The organism is Dyella sp. LX-66 (assembly GCF_018599165.1).
Classification (GTDB): Bacteria; Pseudomonadota; Gammaproteobacteria; order Xanthomonadales; family Rhodanobacteraceae; genus Dyella_D; species Dyella_D marensis.
This window is the reverse complement of sequence record NZ_JAHFVJ010000003.1, coordinates 467671-482076: the sequence shown is the minus strand read 5'-3', so window position 1 is coordinate 482076 and position 14406 is coordinate 467671. Positions and strand designations below refer to the sequence as shown.

The window sequence follows — 14406 nt, the reverse complement described above, 5'->3', positions numbered from 1 at the left end:
ATGCCGCAGAACCTCTTCCGGTGATACCCCGCGACGCGGACGCCATGGTGGCTTCCGGGGGAGCGCGCGGGTTGCAGCAAAGAAACAGGGGAAAACATGAAACTCATCGCCAGGACCGCATGCGTCGCCGCATGCGCGCTGCTGCTGTCGTCGTGCGCGACGATCGTCGGCGGCAAGTACCAGAACGTCAGCGTCGACACCAAGGCGTCCGACCAGAGCAGCATCACCGCCCAGTGCACGCTGAGCAACGACCGCGGCACTGTCAGCGTCACCACGCCGGGCACCGCCCGCGTGCGCCGCTCGGACGGCGCGCTGGACGTGAGCTGCCAGAAGGACGGCACCCAGATCGGCCAGCAGACCTACCACGCCAGCACGCGCGGCATGGTGTGGGGCAACCTCCTGTTCGGCGGCCTGATCGGCATCGTGGTGGACTTCACCAACGGCGCCGCGCACCACTATCCGGATCACCTGAGCGTGACCTCGTACAACAAGCACTACGACGCGGCCGCCATGGCCGGCGGTGCGCCCGCGACGATGGGCAGCGGCAACGCCGCCGCTTCGGTGCCGGCTGCCGCCAGCGACCTGGCCAGCCTGGATCGCCGCATCGCGCCGACCACCTTCAACGCCGCGCAGAACGTGGCCGCGGCCAAGCAGTGCGACCGTGCGCTGCGCGTGGTGATGGCCGATGGCGCACGCTCGGTGCTGGAAGCGAACTGCCCGGGCAGTGAGCCGGTGCATATCGAGTGCGACGGCGACAAGTGCGTGGCCGTGCATAAGGACTGACGTACATGGCGTAGGTTGGGGTGAGCGCAGCGAACCCCAACGTGCCGGCGACCATGCAAGGTCCGTTGGGGTTCGCCTTTGGCTCACCCCAACCTACGCTGTCGTTGATGGGCTAGTGGCGCGGATCCTGCGGCGGATCCAGCCGCACCCACCGCTTTCCATCCACCCGCGCGCAAATCCCGCCATCCGCGCACGGCGCCAGATTCCCCGCCGCGATCGCCGCATTGATCTGCGACGTCCACGCCGCATTCGACAATTCGGTATGCGCGTGTATCACCGTATAAGCTGCCGCGCCGATCACCAGCAGTCCGCCGACGGCGCAGGCGATGAAGGCCTTCCACGCCGTCGCCGTATGCACCCGCCCGGCGCTGCTGATGCGCTGCTGCAGGTCCGCCGCCGCGTTGCGCACATCCAGCATCGCGCTTTCCAGATGCTTCTCCGCCTGCGCGAACGGTTCGCGCAGGCCGTGGCTGAGCGTGGCGCCGGCCGCCTGGCGGAATTCCTCCACCGCGCTGGCCGACACCTGCTGCGCCACCTGGCTGACGCTCTGCGCCGCCATGCGGATGGTCTCCGCCGCCTGCGCGTTCTGCTGCACCACCTTGTCGCCGCGGGTCTCGAAGCTGTCGACCAGCATCGACAGCTTCACCGCCATGGCCTTGATGTCGTCCTGGGTCATGTGCGTCTACTCGCGTTCATTGCCGGAGCGTCGGCCCCTGCTGTTGCTGCTGCTGGTTCGGCGGCTGCTGCTGCGTCGGTGCGGGCGTGGCCTGCTGCTGCTGTTGCTGCTGCTGTTGTTGCGCCTGCAGCTGCCGGTTGGCCTGCTGACCTTGTGCGAGCAGGGCCTGGCCTTCGCCCGATTGCGCGTAGGACTGCGCGATCTGTCGCGAAGCCGCATCGTTCTGCGTGGCCGCGGCGCGGGTGAGTGCGTCGAACTGATCGCTGGTCGAAGGTGCCGCGACCGGCTGCTGCGGCGACGACGGCGTGGGCGTCTGCCCCTGCACCGATTGACCCTGTACCGATTGCCCCTGCGCTTGTTGACCTTGCGCCTGCTGACCCTGCGCCTGCGGCACCGGACCGATGGTGACCGGCTGGCGCGGGTAGGCCTTGCTGAGATCCTCGTTGACCGGCTCCGCGCTGGTGCGGGTGCCGACGCCGTTCCACTCGTTTTTCGGCACCAGCACGGTGTTGTAGCCGGCCGGTGTGTTGCGGTCCACCTGGTTGAAGCGGTACAGCAGCATGCCCTGTTCCGAGCGGTGCACCACGTTCATGCCCGGCTCGGTCGGCACCTGTCCCTTCTGCAGGAAGGGCTTGTCGCTCACCGTGTTGAGGTAGTCGACCATCAGGTTGTTGCTGCGCACCGCCAGGCCGTCGCGGTGATAGCTGCCGCCGATGTCCGAATGCGCGCCCGCCACGGTGACGCCGAGGAAGCGGCCGTCCTTGCTCTCGCCCGGCGGGATGATGTGGTCGACCTTGAACAGCCCGCGGCGCTCGTCCGCGGCGATGATCTGGAAGCCGGAAATCACCGAGGGCGGCGGACGGCGGTCGTGCTTCTGCGGCACGCCGGTGCCGACCGGATCGAACAGGCCTTCGACCTGGGCGACCTTGCCCGCTTCTTCCAGCCGCGGCTTGGAGTACTGCGCGTTCTTGATCATGCCGTCGCGCTCGTACGTGTACTTGGCGCCGCTCGGATCCTCGATGCCGCGCTCTTCCACCAGCCGGGTGAAGCCGGCCGCCTGTTCGGCGCCGCGGCTGAAGCCGATGCTGACCACGCTGATCTTCGCTTCGGGGTCGTCGCGCCGCCACTGCTTGGACTGCTCGATGAACTGCTTGTACATCTCCTCGGTGCGGCGCTCGTAGGTATAGCCGCGCATGCCGTCCAAGGTCTTGGTGACGCCATTTTCCTGGGTGCCCGGGCCGGCGAGGTAGCCGGACACGATGCTGCGATCGCCGGCGCGGTTGCGCTCCTGGATCTGCGCATGGATCTTGGCCACGTTGGTGGCGTGTTCCGGGTCGTGCAGCACGTCGTTGCCGGTGCCGTCGAACGCCGCCACGAACACGCGCTCGTGCGGATTGTTGGCATGGATCAGCACGGGCGCCTCGAACTTCGCCAGCTGGTCGCGCGCGGTGTCGTAGCTCTGCAGGCGGGCGGTGTCGGCGGGGTAAGTGCTCACCCCGTCGTTGAGTATCCCGTCCGGGCCTACCTTGTGGGTTTCCTTGGGCATGGTGCAGCTCCTTTAGTAAGTCCTGCTCCAGACCAGGAAGATGTCTTTCCTGAAGTCGCTGTCCTTGTTGCCCGGGATCTGCTGCTGCCGGGTGGGAATGAACATCGCGGTGTAGACGCTGATGGTGCGGTCGTCCACTTCCAGGTAGATGTCCGGCGCGCCGGCCACGGGGCCGGAGTAGAAATCGGTCATCGCTTCCTTGGGCACGTTGTGCCAGATCAGCTCGTCCTTGAAGATCTGCGCGATGTCGACCTTGGCCTCGTGCGCCGTGCCGTCCTTGGATTTCCAATGGACTTCGGCCGGCGCCGGGAAGTTGCTGATGCCCAGTTCCGCCGAGCCCCAGCCTTCGCGGTAGTCGCCGGCGGGCTTGGGCGGCGAGGCTTCGTCAGCCGCTTTCTGCACCTGGTAGCGACCGTTGTACATGATGCTGCAGCCGGTGGCGTCGTAGCAGAACGCCTCGAAGTTGTGGCGCTTGAAATGGAGCGGTACCTGGCGGGTCAGAGCCGGCGCCTGTGCCGCAGTTCCCTGCGTGTCGTCGAGTGACATGGCGAAAACACATCCTGTAGAGAGAGAAACCGTGAGGCCCAGTACGAGCGAGGCCTGAAGCCGGAGGGCTGAAGTGCGCATGCGAGCAATCCCTTGTCTTCGTGTCGGCCATGCGGAGTCCGATGGCCCCGGCCATCTTACCGCGCTGCGGTAGCGTGGCCAGTTTCGACCGGCCAGTCAGCGAAGTACCGCACAGACTTACCCCGTCACGCACCCGTAACGGTAGGTTGGGGTGAGCCGCAGGCGAACCCCAACGGTGCGCCATGGCTGGATGTTGGGGTTCGCCTGCGGCTCACCCCAACCTACGCCGTCAGGGCGAGAGATAGGGCTGTGCGATTTTCAGTGCCGTCCGGTACGGCTCCGGATCGTTGCGGTTGCTCAGCAGGATCACCGTCAGATGCTGCTTCGGCCAGCGCACGATCACGTTGCGGAAGCCGATGCTCTCGCCGGAATGCCAGCGCACGTCGCCGTGGATGCGCCAGCCGTAGCCGTAGGCGTCGACGTCCTCTTCACCCGTGACCTGGTTCTGCGCGGCGAAGGCCAGGGCGCGCGAGCTGTCCTTGAGCAGGCGGCTGTCGTAGAGCGCCGCGTCCCAGCGCGCCAGGTCGTCGATCGAGGAATAGATGCCGCCGTCGCCGCGGGTGGCGCTGGTGAGGTCCTGGTCGGTGCGCACCCAGCGGCCGTCCTGCTGGCTGTAGCCGTAGGCGCGATGTGCGGGCTGCGGGCCGTCCGGTTCGCGCAGCAGGGTGTGGTCCATATGCAGCGGCTTGAAGATGCGCTGGCGCAGAAACTCGGGCAGGCGCTGGCCGGAGGCGTGTTCGACGATCAGCCCCAGCAGCACATAGCCGCTGTTGCTGTAGCGGTAACTGGTGCCGGGCGCGAAATAGCTGCGCGTCTCGGCCGACAGCATGCGCAGCACGTCGCCATCGTTGAGCTGCCTGGTGGTGCCGGGCGGCATCAGGTCTTCGTAGTCGATCAGCCCCGATGCGTGCGAAAGCAAGTGGTGGATGGTGATGCCCTGGTCGCTCGCCGGCAGCGAGGGCAGCCAGCGGCGCACGGAGTCGCTGAGTTTCAGCTTGCCGTCTTCGGCCAGCAGCAGGATGGCGGCGGCGGTGAACTGCTTGCTCACCGAGGCCAGGCGGTAGTTGGTGGCAGGCGTGGCGGCCACGCCGTGTTCCAGGTCGGCGTAGCCGTAGGCCTTGCGCAGCACCGGCTTGCCGTCCTTCAGCACCAGCAGCGAAGCGCCGGGGACCTTGCCGGTGTAAGGCTGCATCGAGGTGTCGGCGTCGGCAGCGGGAGCGCTGGCGGAAAACAGCAGCAGCGCGGCAAGGAACGCGAAGTGGCGCATGGCGGGTCCCGGTCAGCGGATCGGCAGGTCGTAGTAGGTGTCGGGCGTCGGTTCCGGCTCGAGCGTGTAATGCCACCACTCGAACTTATAGTTACGGAAGCCGCCGCGGCGCATCGCATCGCGCAGCAGGTCTCGATTAGCGCGTTGTGCGGGTGTCACGCCCGGGTTGTCGGTATTGGCCAGCGGGTCGAAGTAGTCGAACGGCGTGCCCATGTCGAGCGGCGCGCAGTGTTCGTCGCGCGCGTCGCATTGCATCAGGCTGAGGTCCATGGTGGCGCCGCGGCTGTGGCCCGAGCGCGGCGCGATGTAGTCGCCGAGCAGCACGCGCTTGTCGAGATGGGGATAGTGCGCGGCCTTGGTGCGCTGGTCGGCCAGGTCGCCGCCCCAGCGCACGAAATGGCTGACGGCGCGGGCGGGGCGGTAGCAGTCCCACAGCAGCAGGCGCTGATGGTTGGCGTGCAGGTCGCGTTCGACCTTGGCCAGCGCCTCGGCCGCGGGGCGCAGCAGATAGCACTTCGCCGCCTCGTAGCCATCGACCGGCGTGCCGACGAAGTTGTCGCTGCCGGCGTATTTGATGTCTTCGGCGATATCCGGCGCGAGCTCGCGGATATCCACCAGGTTCGCCTGCGCCAGCGTGCCGGTAGCGACGGGCGGCTTCGCCGGCGGCGTGGCGCAGCCGCACAGCAGTGCGGCGGCCAGCAGCGCCAGCGGCCTAGTCGCAGCCGCGCACGCGCTTGAAGGCGAGATCTTCGAAGTCGTAGCTGAAATCGGCATCGGGATCGACCTTGCTCATCTGCAGGTTGCCGGACTTGCTAGTGGGCGCATGCAGCCAGGCTTCGGCGTCGCCGTGCTCCCACTGCACCAGGTAGTCGTGGCCCACGCGCATGACCGGGCCGCGCAGGCGAGGGGATTTGACCGCTTCGAACGCCACGCCATCGCCGCTCGGGCACAGCCGCGCTTCGCCGAACCAGGGATCGCGCCACACGCCGAGCAGGCCGGCCAGTTCCTTGCGCGTGGCGGCCTGGCGTTTGGAGGTGTCGGGCACGCGCGATGCATGGCGGTGGCTTTCCTTCGCGGCGAGTTCGTCCGCATAGGCGGTGACGCTGCGTGCTTTCTCCGGTGCGGTGAACTGCTTGAGCAGCACTTCGATCAGCACGGTGCGTGCGTCTTCCGCATCGCCATTGATCAGCACCACGAACCCGTCGCGCCGGCCCGGCACCAGGTACAGCGCCGAGTACATGCCCGACAACGTGCCGGTATGCGATACGGTCTGCACGCCATCGACATCGGCGATGCGCCAGCCGTAGCCGTAGGCATACAGCTTGGTGCCATCCCAGGCGTGCCGCTGGGCGGAGATCGGCATCGGCGTGTACGGCGTCCACAACTTGTCGCGCTGCGCCTGCCGCAGCCAGGCCAGCTGCTGCGGCGTCGGCGCCAGCCATTGGCGGGCCCAGGCCAGCATGTCGTCGAGGCTGCACTGCACGCCGCCGGCTGCTTCCATGGTGGTGGGATGGACCACGGGGTCGGTAGGCGTAAGCGCGACGAAGCCATCGCCGCGGCTGGCATGCGGCACCGCCACCGGCGCCAGCGCATCGCGCCGCCAGCTGCCGACCTGGCAGCGCGCCAGGCCGAGCGGTTCGAAGACTTCGCGGCGCAGCAGCGTTTCGTAAGGCGCGCCGCCCGCGGCGGCGGCGACTTCGCCGGCCACCACGTAGAGCAGGTTGTCGTAGGCATAGCCGGCGCGGAAGCTGTAGCGCGGCTTCAGATAGGCCAGCGCGGCGACGATGTCCTTGCGGGTGAAGCCATTCGGCTCCGGCCACAGCATCAGATCGCCCGCGCCTTCGCCCAGCCCGCTGCGATGCGTAAGCAGGTCGCCGACCTGCATATGCTCCGTCACCCACGGGTCGTACATATGGAAAGCCGGAATCCAGCGCTTCACCGGATCGTCCCAGCGCAGCTTGCCCTCCTGCACCAGGCGCGCGAGCAGGGTGGAGGTCATGGCCTTGCTGTTGGAGGCGATCTTGAACAGCGCATCGGGCGTGACCGCCTGGCCCGAGCCCAGTGCCAGTTCGCCGGCCGTATGCCGGTAGACCACCTCGCCGTTCTCGATCACGCCGACGGCGATGCCGGGCAGGTGATAGCGCGCCACCACGGCGTCGACCAGCGGATCGAAGCGTTCCTTCGGCGTCTGCGCATGCGCCGCACCGGCGACGAGCAGCAGCGCGATCGCCAGGGCTTCAGCGAGCCGGCGCATCGGCCGTCTGCTCCACCGCCCGCCATACGCGCAGCAGATTGCCGCCCCACAGCTTGGCGATGTCCGCATCGCTGAAACCGGCCTTGCGCAGCGCAGCGGTCACGTTGCGGGTCTGGCTGGCGTCGCGCCAGCCGTCGATGCCGCCGCCGCCGTCGAAGTCCGAGGCGATGCCGACGTGGTCGATGCCGGCGACGTCGACCATATGGCGGATCTGCGCCATGTAATCGTCGAGCGTCGGCAAGGGGAAGGCCTTATCGATGCGCGCCATGCCTTCGACATACGCCGGCAGGAAATCGTGCTTCTCGCTGTCGTACTGCTTGTCGCCCGCTTGCTTGGCCACCTGCGCCTGCAAGGCTTTCTCTGCCAGCTCGCGGCCCGGATCCAGCTTCAGGAAACCCTTGTACGCCACCGCCTGCACCACGCCGCCCTTCGCCGCGATCGCACGCAGCAGGTCGTCCGGCAGATTGCGCGGATGGTTCACCAGCGCATGCGCACCGGAATGCGAGGCGATGACCGGCGCCTTCGACAGCGCCAGCACATCGCGCACGCAGGCATCGGAGCTGTGCGAGACGTCGACCATGATGCCCAGCCGGTTGGCGCGCTCCACCACCTGCTTGCCGAACGTGCTCAGCCCTGCATCGCTGAGCGGCGGATCGCCCAGTTCGGCCGTGGGCATCGAGCTGGTGCAAAGATCGTTGTGGCCGACGTGGGTGAGGCCGATATAGCGCGCGCCCTGGGCGAACACCCAGTCCATGTTCTTCAGATCGTGGCCGAGCGAATAGCCGTTCTCGATGCCGATCATCGCCGACAGCACGCCGGCCTTGCGGTTGGCGACGACTTGTTCCGGCGTGGTGGCCAGCTTGATGCGCTGCGGATAGCGCTGCACCAGCAGGTGGATGTCCTCGTACTTGCGCTTGGCCTGCGCCACCGCCTTGGCATAGCCCTTGGCATTGAGCGGGCCCTGCTCGACGTAGATGACGAAGAACGCGGCATTCAGCCCGCCGCGTTCCATCTTGCCCAGGTCCACCTGCAGCGGCGTGTCGTGACCCGCGTCAAAGCGCGGCTCGTGCATGTAGGCCAGCGGGATATCGACGTGGGTGTCGATGGTGACGGGCGGGTCCTCGCCCGCCGCGGCGGGGCCGGTCCACAGCAGCAGCGGCGCCAGTGCGCCGAGATAAGGCCATAGCTTCATGCGCTTTCCCAATGCGAGGCCGGCTGTTCGCCGGCGACCATGTCTTCGAGACTTTGCCGCCGCCGCACTATGGCATGGCGGCCGCGGTCGAGCAGCACCTCGGCGGCCAGCGGGCGCGAGTTGTAGGTGGAGGCCATCGAGGCGCCGTAGGCGCCGGTGGTACGGATCAGCACCAGCTCGCCGGCGCGCAGTTCGGGCAGCTCGCGTTCCACCGCGAAGGTGTCGCCGGTTTCGCAGACCGGGCCGACCACGTCGTAGCGGTGCCGCGGGCGCGCCTCGTCGAGCAAGGGCACGATGTCGTGCCAGGCTTCGTAGAGGCTGGGGCGCAGCAGGTCGTTCATGGCCGCGTCGAGCACCAGGAAGCGCCGCTGGTCGCCCTGCTTCACGCGGATCACCCGGGTGAGCAGCACGCCGGCTTCGGCGACCAGATAGCGGCCGGGTTCGAGCAGCAGGCGGCCTTTGAATGCCCCCAGGGCTTCGCGGATGGCCGCGGCGTAGTCCGCCGGCGCGATCGGCACCTGGCCGTCGCGATAGCGCACGCCCAGGCCGCCGCCCACGTCGATGCTGGCGATGGCGTGGCCGGCAGCTTCCAGCTCGCGCCAGAACGCCGCCACGCGCGCGAAAGCTAAGCGGAACGGTTCGACGCTGAGGATCTGCGAGCCGATATGCACGTGCAGGCCGTCCAGCCGCACGTTCGGGTGGCGCGCCGCCTGGGCGAACCAGCGGCGCGCCTCGTCGATGCTGACGCCGAATTTGTTTTCCGCCTTGCCGGTGGAAATCTTGGCGTGGGTCTGTGCGTCGACGTCGGGATTGATGCGCACCGCTGCATGCGCGGTGACGTGCAGTTCGGCCGCCATCTGCTGCAGCAGGTCCAGCTCGTCCGCCGATTCGACGTTGAAGCGCTGGATGCCGGCGGCCAGGGCCTCGGCGATCTCGGCCGCGGTCTTGCCCACGCCGGAGAACACGATGCGCTGCGGAGGAATGCCCGCATGCAGCGCGCGCCACAGCTCGCCGGAAGACACGATGTCCGCACCGACGCCCGCTTCCGCCATCAGCTGCAGGATGGCCAGATTGCTGTTGGCCTTGACGGCGTAGCACAGCGTGGCATCCAGACCTTGCAGCACCTGCTGCAGGCCGTCGATGCGGGCGCGGATCGCGCTGGCGGAATAGGCGTGGAACGGGGTGGGGATGCGTTCGGCGAGGCGGCGCAGGTCGACGCCGTCGAACAGGGTGTCGGGGTGAGGCGTGTCGTCTGTCGTAGGTTGTGCGTTGTGCTGCATGGGTGCCTCAACGGTGAGCCCCTCTCCCTCCGGGAGAGGGGTTGGGGTGAGGGTACGGGCGGAGCGCAAGAGTGATGTGCTCCGCTCCGGCCGAACCCTCATCCGGCTGCCGCCACCTTCTCCCGGCGGGAGAAGGATTCAGCCCCGGAGTTTGCGTCAATAAAAAAAGGCGGCCCGAACTCGCGCGGGCCGCCTTGGGGAGTACACCTTCAGTGATGCATGCTCAGAAATCCAGCGACACGGTGAGCTGGGCGAAACGCGGATCCTGGAAGCGCAGGGCCTGGCGGAAGGTCGAGTTGGTGCCGTCGCTGATCGAGGTCTGCAGGTCCTGGTCCACCGCCACCGTGCGCTGCTGGTTGAGCAGGTTGTAGATGGCGAACTTCACGCGCAGCTGGCCGGTCTCGCCCAGCGAGCGCAGGTAGGTGACGCTGGCGCCGAGGTTGTAGGTCCATGGCATGGTGCCGTACTTGCCGCGCGGGGAACGCTCGTACACGCGGTCCTCCGAACGGTCGGACGAGCAATTGGCCACGCAGATGTAATAGCTGTGGTAGTTGGTCGCGTCGTACGGATTGCCCACGCCGAAGCCGGTGATCGGGCCGCCGGACAGCACGGTGAGGTCGCCGCCGAACTGCCAGTGCGGAGTCAGCGCGTAGGTGCCGCGCAGCTTCAGCTGGTGGCGGTGGTCGTTCGGCAGATAGCCGTCGCCGCCGAAGTTCACCCAGGGGTTGTCGAAGTTCTCGGTGCGGCCGGTGTCGTCGAAGTTGGTGTCGGAATTGACTGGGCCTTCCGCATTGCCGCGGTTCCACGACAAGGTGTACGAGGCATTGAACGCCCACTTGTTGTCCCAGGCGCGGTCCAGCTGGAACTCCACCGAGGTGAAGGTGCGCTTGGGCTTCACCCAGCCGCGCTGGCCCAGGTAATTGCCGTCGGCGTCGTACATCGCCCAGCCTTCCTTCGCCGTGTCCACCGTGACCCAGCCGTCGGCCACGCCGTCGCAGTTGGTATCGCCCCACACGGTGTTCTTCTTGCCCGGGTTGCCCATCACCCAGCCGATATAGCCATTGGCGCCGCACTTGCCGGTGGCGCTGATCTCCATGTCGTCGATCGCGTTGTGCAGGCGGCGGTAGGTGGCGCTCACGCCCCAGGACCAGCTCTTGTCCAGCATCTGCTGGAAGCCGAGGATGGCCTCGTCCTGGAACACCTGGTCCATGTCCTTGTTCACCTGCGAGCGCAGGTCGCCGACCTTGCCGTCGCCCTGCGAGGTGTCCACGCCGCCCAGCTGCGGGCCCAGCACCGGCATCGCGTACTTGTTGCCGTTGCGGTCGACGATCTGCCAGCCGCTGAAGGCGTAGTAGGTGCGCTCGTCGAGCAGGCCGCCGGCCTGCTTGATGTTGATCACGTTGGCCACCGGCAGGAAGTAGCGGCCCAGGTTGCCGAACAGCTTGGTGGTGCCGTCGCCCTTGATGTCCCAGGAGAAGCCGAAGCGCGGCGCCCACATGTTCTTCATCTTGATGTAGCTGCTGCCGTTGGCGGCCTTGTTGTCGAAGCCGTCGTTGCGGACGCCCGCGTTCAACAGGAAGGTCGGCGTGATCTGCCAGTTGTCTTCCAGGTAATACGCCGAGTTGGTGGTCTCGAAGGTGCCGGCGATCTCGTAGCGGCGCGCACGCACGTACGCCGTGTAGCCGGCCGGCAGCACGCCGCCGGTGTTGTTGATGGTGGAGCCCGGAGTGGCGTAGTAGAGGTTGTAGTAGACCGCGCCAGGGCCGGTGTAGTGGCGCTGGTAGATCGAGGTGTCCTTCTCGTGGTCGTAGCCGAAGCGCACCAGGTGGTCGCCGAGCTTCCATTCGAAATCGGCGCGGATCTCCTTGCGGGTGTCGTCGCGCTTTTCGACCGTTGAGTTGGTGGTGCAGCCCAGCGGCACGCCGCCCGGCACCGGCAAGGCATTGGTCACCTTGGTTTCGGCCACCACGCGGTTGCACTCGATATCGCTGAGCGAGCGGGTATAGGCGTTGCGCTTGTTGCTGCCGTACAGCAGCTTCATCGACAGGTCGTCGGTGAGGTAGTTGGTGTAGGTCAGCGCCCAGTTCTTGCCGCCGGAGTCGGTATAGATCTCGTTGGTCTTGGCGCCCAGCGTGCGCGTGTCGAAGGTGTAGTCGTAGACGTCGCCGGTGTTCTTGCTCTTGTCGGAGAACGCCATCAGCGACAGCAGGTTGTTGTCGTTGATGTGCCAGTCGATGGTGGCGCCCCAGAAACCGTTATGGGCGCCGTTGCTGGTGAAGGTGGTGCCGTCGTCGCTGGTGTTGCGCGGCGAGCTGCCGCGCGCCTCGTACATGGCGAAGAAGAACAGCTTGTCCTTCACGATGGGGCCGGACGCGTATACATTGGTCTTCATCAGCGAATCGCGGTCCTCGCTGGAGGCGAGGTAGCGGTTGCCTTGCGCGTCGTAGCGGTTCTTGGGCTTGTCGTGCCAGGCGCCCGGTTCCATGGTCAGCTCGGTGCCCCACTTGAACTGGTTGCTGCCCGAGCGCGCCACCGCGTTGATCACGCCGCCGGTGGTGCGGCCGAATTCCACCGAGTAGCCGCCGGTCTTGACCTGGAACTCCTGGTAGAACGCGAACGGCGCTTCCGAAAAGCCGTTGCGGTTGTAGAAGTCGGTGACATTGAGGCCGTTGACGTAGATCGCGTTCTCCGCGATCGACGAACCGCCGAAGCTGATGCCGCCGAAGCTGGAATTGCCTTTATTGACGCCCGGCGCGAGCAGGGCCACCGAGGCGATGTTCTGGTCCACCGGCAGGCGGCGCAGTTCCTCGCGGCTGATATTGATCGCCGATTCGGTGGAAGTGACGTCCACCTTGGTGATCACGCTGGTGGCGCTGACGCTCACGCCTTCCAGCTCCTTCACGCCCAGGTTCACCGTGGTGGCATTGCCCAAGGTCACCGTCACGTCGGCCGGCTGGGTGGTGAGGTTGCCGTCCTTGCGGCTTTCTAGCACGTACTTGCCCACCGGCAGGAACGGAATGCGGTAATTGCCTTTGTCGTCCGCGGTGGTGCTGCGCGACAGGCCGGTGGCCGGGTCGCGCACGGTCACCACCGCACCGGGCTGCGTGCGGCCCACGATGGTGCCGTCGTTGTTGGCGGCATGCGCCTGCCAGGCGGGCAGGCCGAAGGCCAGGCCCAGACCCAGACATAGCGCGGTCTTGCGCAGATACCGACTGCTCATCTCCCCCATCTCCCCGTCTCCCAACGTGATGTCGATGCGTTAGCGAAAAGAACTCAGGCGCCGCCGGCACGCCCCCGCGCGTCCGGCAGCAGCTGCCACTGGAAGTGGTAGTCCCACTGGTTGAAGTACAGATTCCCGCCCTTCCACTCGACCTCGCCGCGTTGCGAATCGACGTTGTCGGAACGGAACTGCTGCTTGGGCGGCGTAAAGGGCTGGCCGAAATCGCGGTTGAAGGCGATGCGCCAGGCGTCCAGGCCGCCGAGGTAGAACCACTGCAGCGGCGCATCCGCCGGCGTGGCCGGATGCAGCTGGCCGGTGGTCACGTCCATCGGCACCCAGCCGTAGGGCGCCAGATACACCTGGCCCCAGTCGTGGATGTTGTCGTAGCCGTTCTCGGCGAACACCATGCCGGACTGCCAGCGCGCCGGAATGCCGTTGAGCCGCAGCAGGGTGATCAGCAGCAGCGTCTGCTGCCCGCAATCGCCGTGGCCGGCATGCAGGGTGTAGTCGCTGATGTTGCTGATGGTCGAGTACTCGCGCGCACCGGCCCATGGAATGCGGTCCACCGCGGCGAAGAGCTTCTGCACGATGCGGTAGGGGTTCTTCTCCTCGCCCACCACGTCTTTGGAGAACTTGCGCAGGTCGTCGGTGAACACCACGTGCGGCGCGCGCTCGGCGACGTAGGGTGCAAGTTCCGGCGTGATGCGCGTGGCGGTGACCTTGTCCGGATCGATCTGGCGGTATTGCGCGGACAAGCTCACTTCATAGGTCACCGAGAACACAGTTTTCTCGCCGGCCTTGGCGGGCTGCTCCAGGTAGACCGTGCGCATCGGCGCGCTGGCCGGCGCGATGTCGTGCTTGGCCGGCACGCTGGCGACGTAGCGGATGTCGTCCTGCTGGCCGGGCAGTTCCTGCGGATAGGGAATCCATGCACGCACCGTCTCGCCCGCGGGCACGGCGTTGGCGTCGACGGTCAGCGTCTGCGTCATGCGCACGCGGTGCGGCAGCACGTGGGTTGCGTGTTCGGCCAGCGCGGCGGCGCGCACCTGGCGGTGGTAGTCGTTGAGCGACTCCATCGGGCCGTCGGTGAGCGGCGTCTTGTCCGTGCGGCGCCCGCGCGCCTCGGCGCTGAGGCGGAACAGGTTGCCGGGCGAGCGCTTGAAGTAGAGCGTGCGGCCGTCGATGGTCTGGTGCTCGAACAGGCCGGCGGCGTCCCAGCGCGCGAAATCGGCGTCGCTCAAGTCGGGCATCTGCTTGCGCACCCGCGCCTTCACCGCGTCGGCGTCGAGGGTGAAGTCGAGCAGGATGCGGCGCATGCGCTCGCGCTGGAACAGCCAGTCCTGGCGCGCCTGGGCGGAGAGTCCCGGCTGGGCGAGCGCCTGGTCGATCGCGGCGTCGGCCTGCTTGAAGTGGCCGGCGTCGATCTGCGCGACGGTGTCTTTCAGTCCCGCGGGCGTGTCGCCGGTCGCGGCGAAAACACAGGACATGGCGCAGCCCAGGGCAAGCGCAAAAGCGGTGCGGCGCCATGCGCGCGCGGTCGCCGAACCCGATGCCGAGCCTG

General features: G+C 67.1%; 11 protein-coding genes. 1 reads left to right on the top strand and 10 read right to left on the bottom strand.

Annotation, left to right across the window (positions count from 1 at the left end; translation table 11 throughout):
- Positions 1-96 precede the first annotated feature (96 nt).
- Positions 97-783: a hypothetical protein gene (locus KK141_RS08725; RefSeq protein WP_214569340.1), complete on the top strand. Its 687-nt coding sequence runs from the start codon at positions 97-99 to the stop codon at positions 781-783.
- A 112-nt stretch (positions 784-895) separates the two neighbouring features.
- On the opposite strand, the gene KK141_RS08720 is transcribed toward KK141_RS08725, so the two are convergent.
- The 10 genes from KK141_RS08720 to KK141_RS08675 all read right to left on the bottom strand — a co-directional run bounded on the left by KK141_RS08720 (position 896) and on the right by KK141_RS08675 (position 14332).
- On the bottom strand, positions 896-1459 hold the full coding sequence (locus tag KK141_RS08720) for a hypothetical protein (protein ID WP_214569339.1): 564 nt from the start codon (positions 1457-1459) through the stop codon (positions 896-898).
- Between the two features lie 16 nt (positions 1460-1475).
- Positions 1476-3005, bottom strand: coding sequence for a DUF2235 domain-containing protein (locus tag KK141_RS08715; protein WP_214569338.1), 1530 nt, complete (start codon positions 3003-3005; stop codon positions 1476-1478).
- 12 nt (positions 3006-3017) lie between these two features.
- On the bottom strand, positions 3018-3551 hold the full coding sequence (locus tag KK141_RS08710) for a hypothetical protein (RefSeq protein WP_214569337.1): 534 nt from the start codon (positions 3549-3551) through the stop codon (positions 3018-3020).
- Between the two features lie 310 nt (positions 3552-3861).
- Positions 3862-4899, bottom strand: coding sequence for a serine hydrolase domain-containing protein (locus tag KK141_RS08705; protein WP_214569336.1), 1038 nt, complete (start codon positions 4897-4899; stop codon positions 3862-3864).
- A gap of 12 nt (positions 4900-4911) precedes the next feature.
- Positions 4912-5673 (bottom strand): M15 family metallopeptidase, encoded by a 762-nt coding sequence (locus KK141_RS08700; RefSeq protein WP_214569335.1) that lies wholly within the window; start codon positions 5671-5673, stop codon positions 4912-4914.
- Positions 5612-7153, bottom strand: coding sequence for a serine hydrolase domain-containing protein (locus KK141_RS08695; RefSeq protein ID WP_214569334.1), 1542 nt, complete (start codon positions 7151-7153; stop codon positions 5612-5614). Before KK141_RS08695 ends, KK141_RS08700 begins: the two co-directional genes overlap by 62 nt.
- Positions 7137-8345, bottom strand: a complete 1209-nt coding sequence (locus KK141_RS08690; RefSeq protein ID WP_214569333.1) for a dipeptidase — start codon at positions 8343-8345, stop codon at positions 7137-7139. The genes KK141_RS08695 and KK141_RS08690 overlap by 17 nt, the downstream gene beginning before the upstream one ends.
- Positions 8342-9625 (bottom strand): diaminopimelate decarboxylase, encoded by a 1284-nt coding sequence (gene lysA, locus KK141_RS08685; protein ID WP_214569332.1) that lies wholly within the window; start codon positions 9623-9625, stop codon positions 8342-8344. The genes KK141_RS08690 and lysA overlap by 4 nt, the downstream gene beginning before the upstream one ends.
- 223 nt (positions 9626-9848) lie before the next feature.
- Positions 9849-12845 carry a carboxypeptidase regulatory-like domain-containing protein gene (locus tag KK141_RS08680; protein WP_214569331.1) on the bottom strand — a complete coding sequence of 999 codons (2997 nt, stop codon included), beginning with the start codon at positions 12843-12845 and terminating at the stop codon, positions 9849-9851.
- Between the two features lie 53 nt (positions 12846-12898).
- Positions 12899-14332 (bottom strand): transglutaminase domain-containing protein, encoded by a 1434-nt coding sequence (locus KK141_RS08675; protein ID WP_214569330.1) that lies wholly within the window; start codon positions 14330-14332, stop codon positions 12899-12901.
- Positions 14333-14406: the final 74 nt, after the last annotated feature.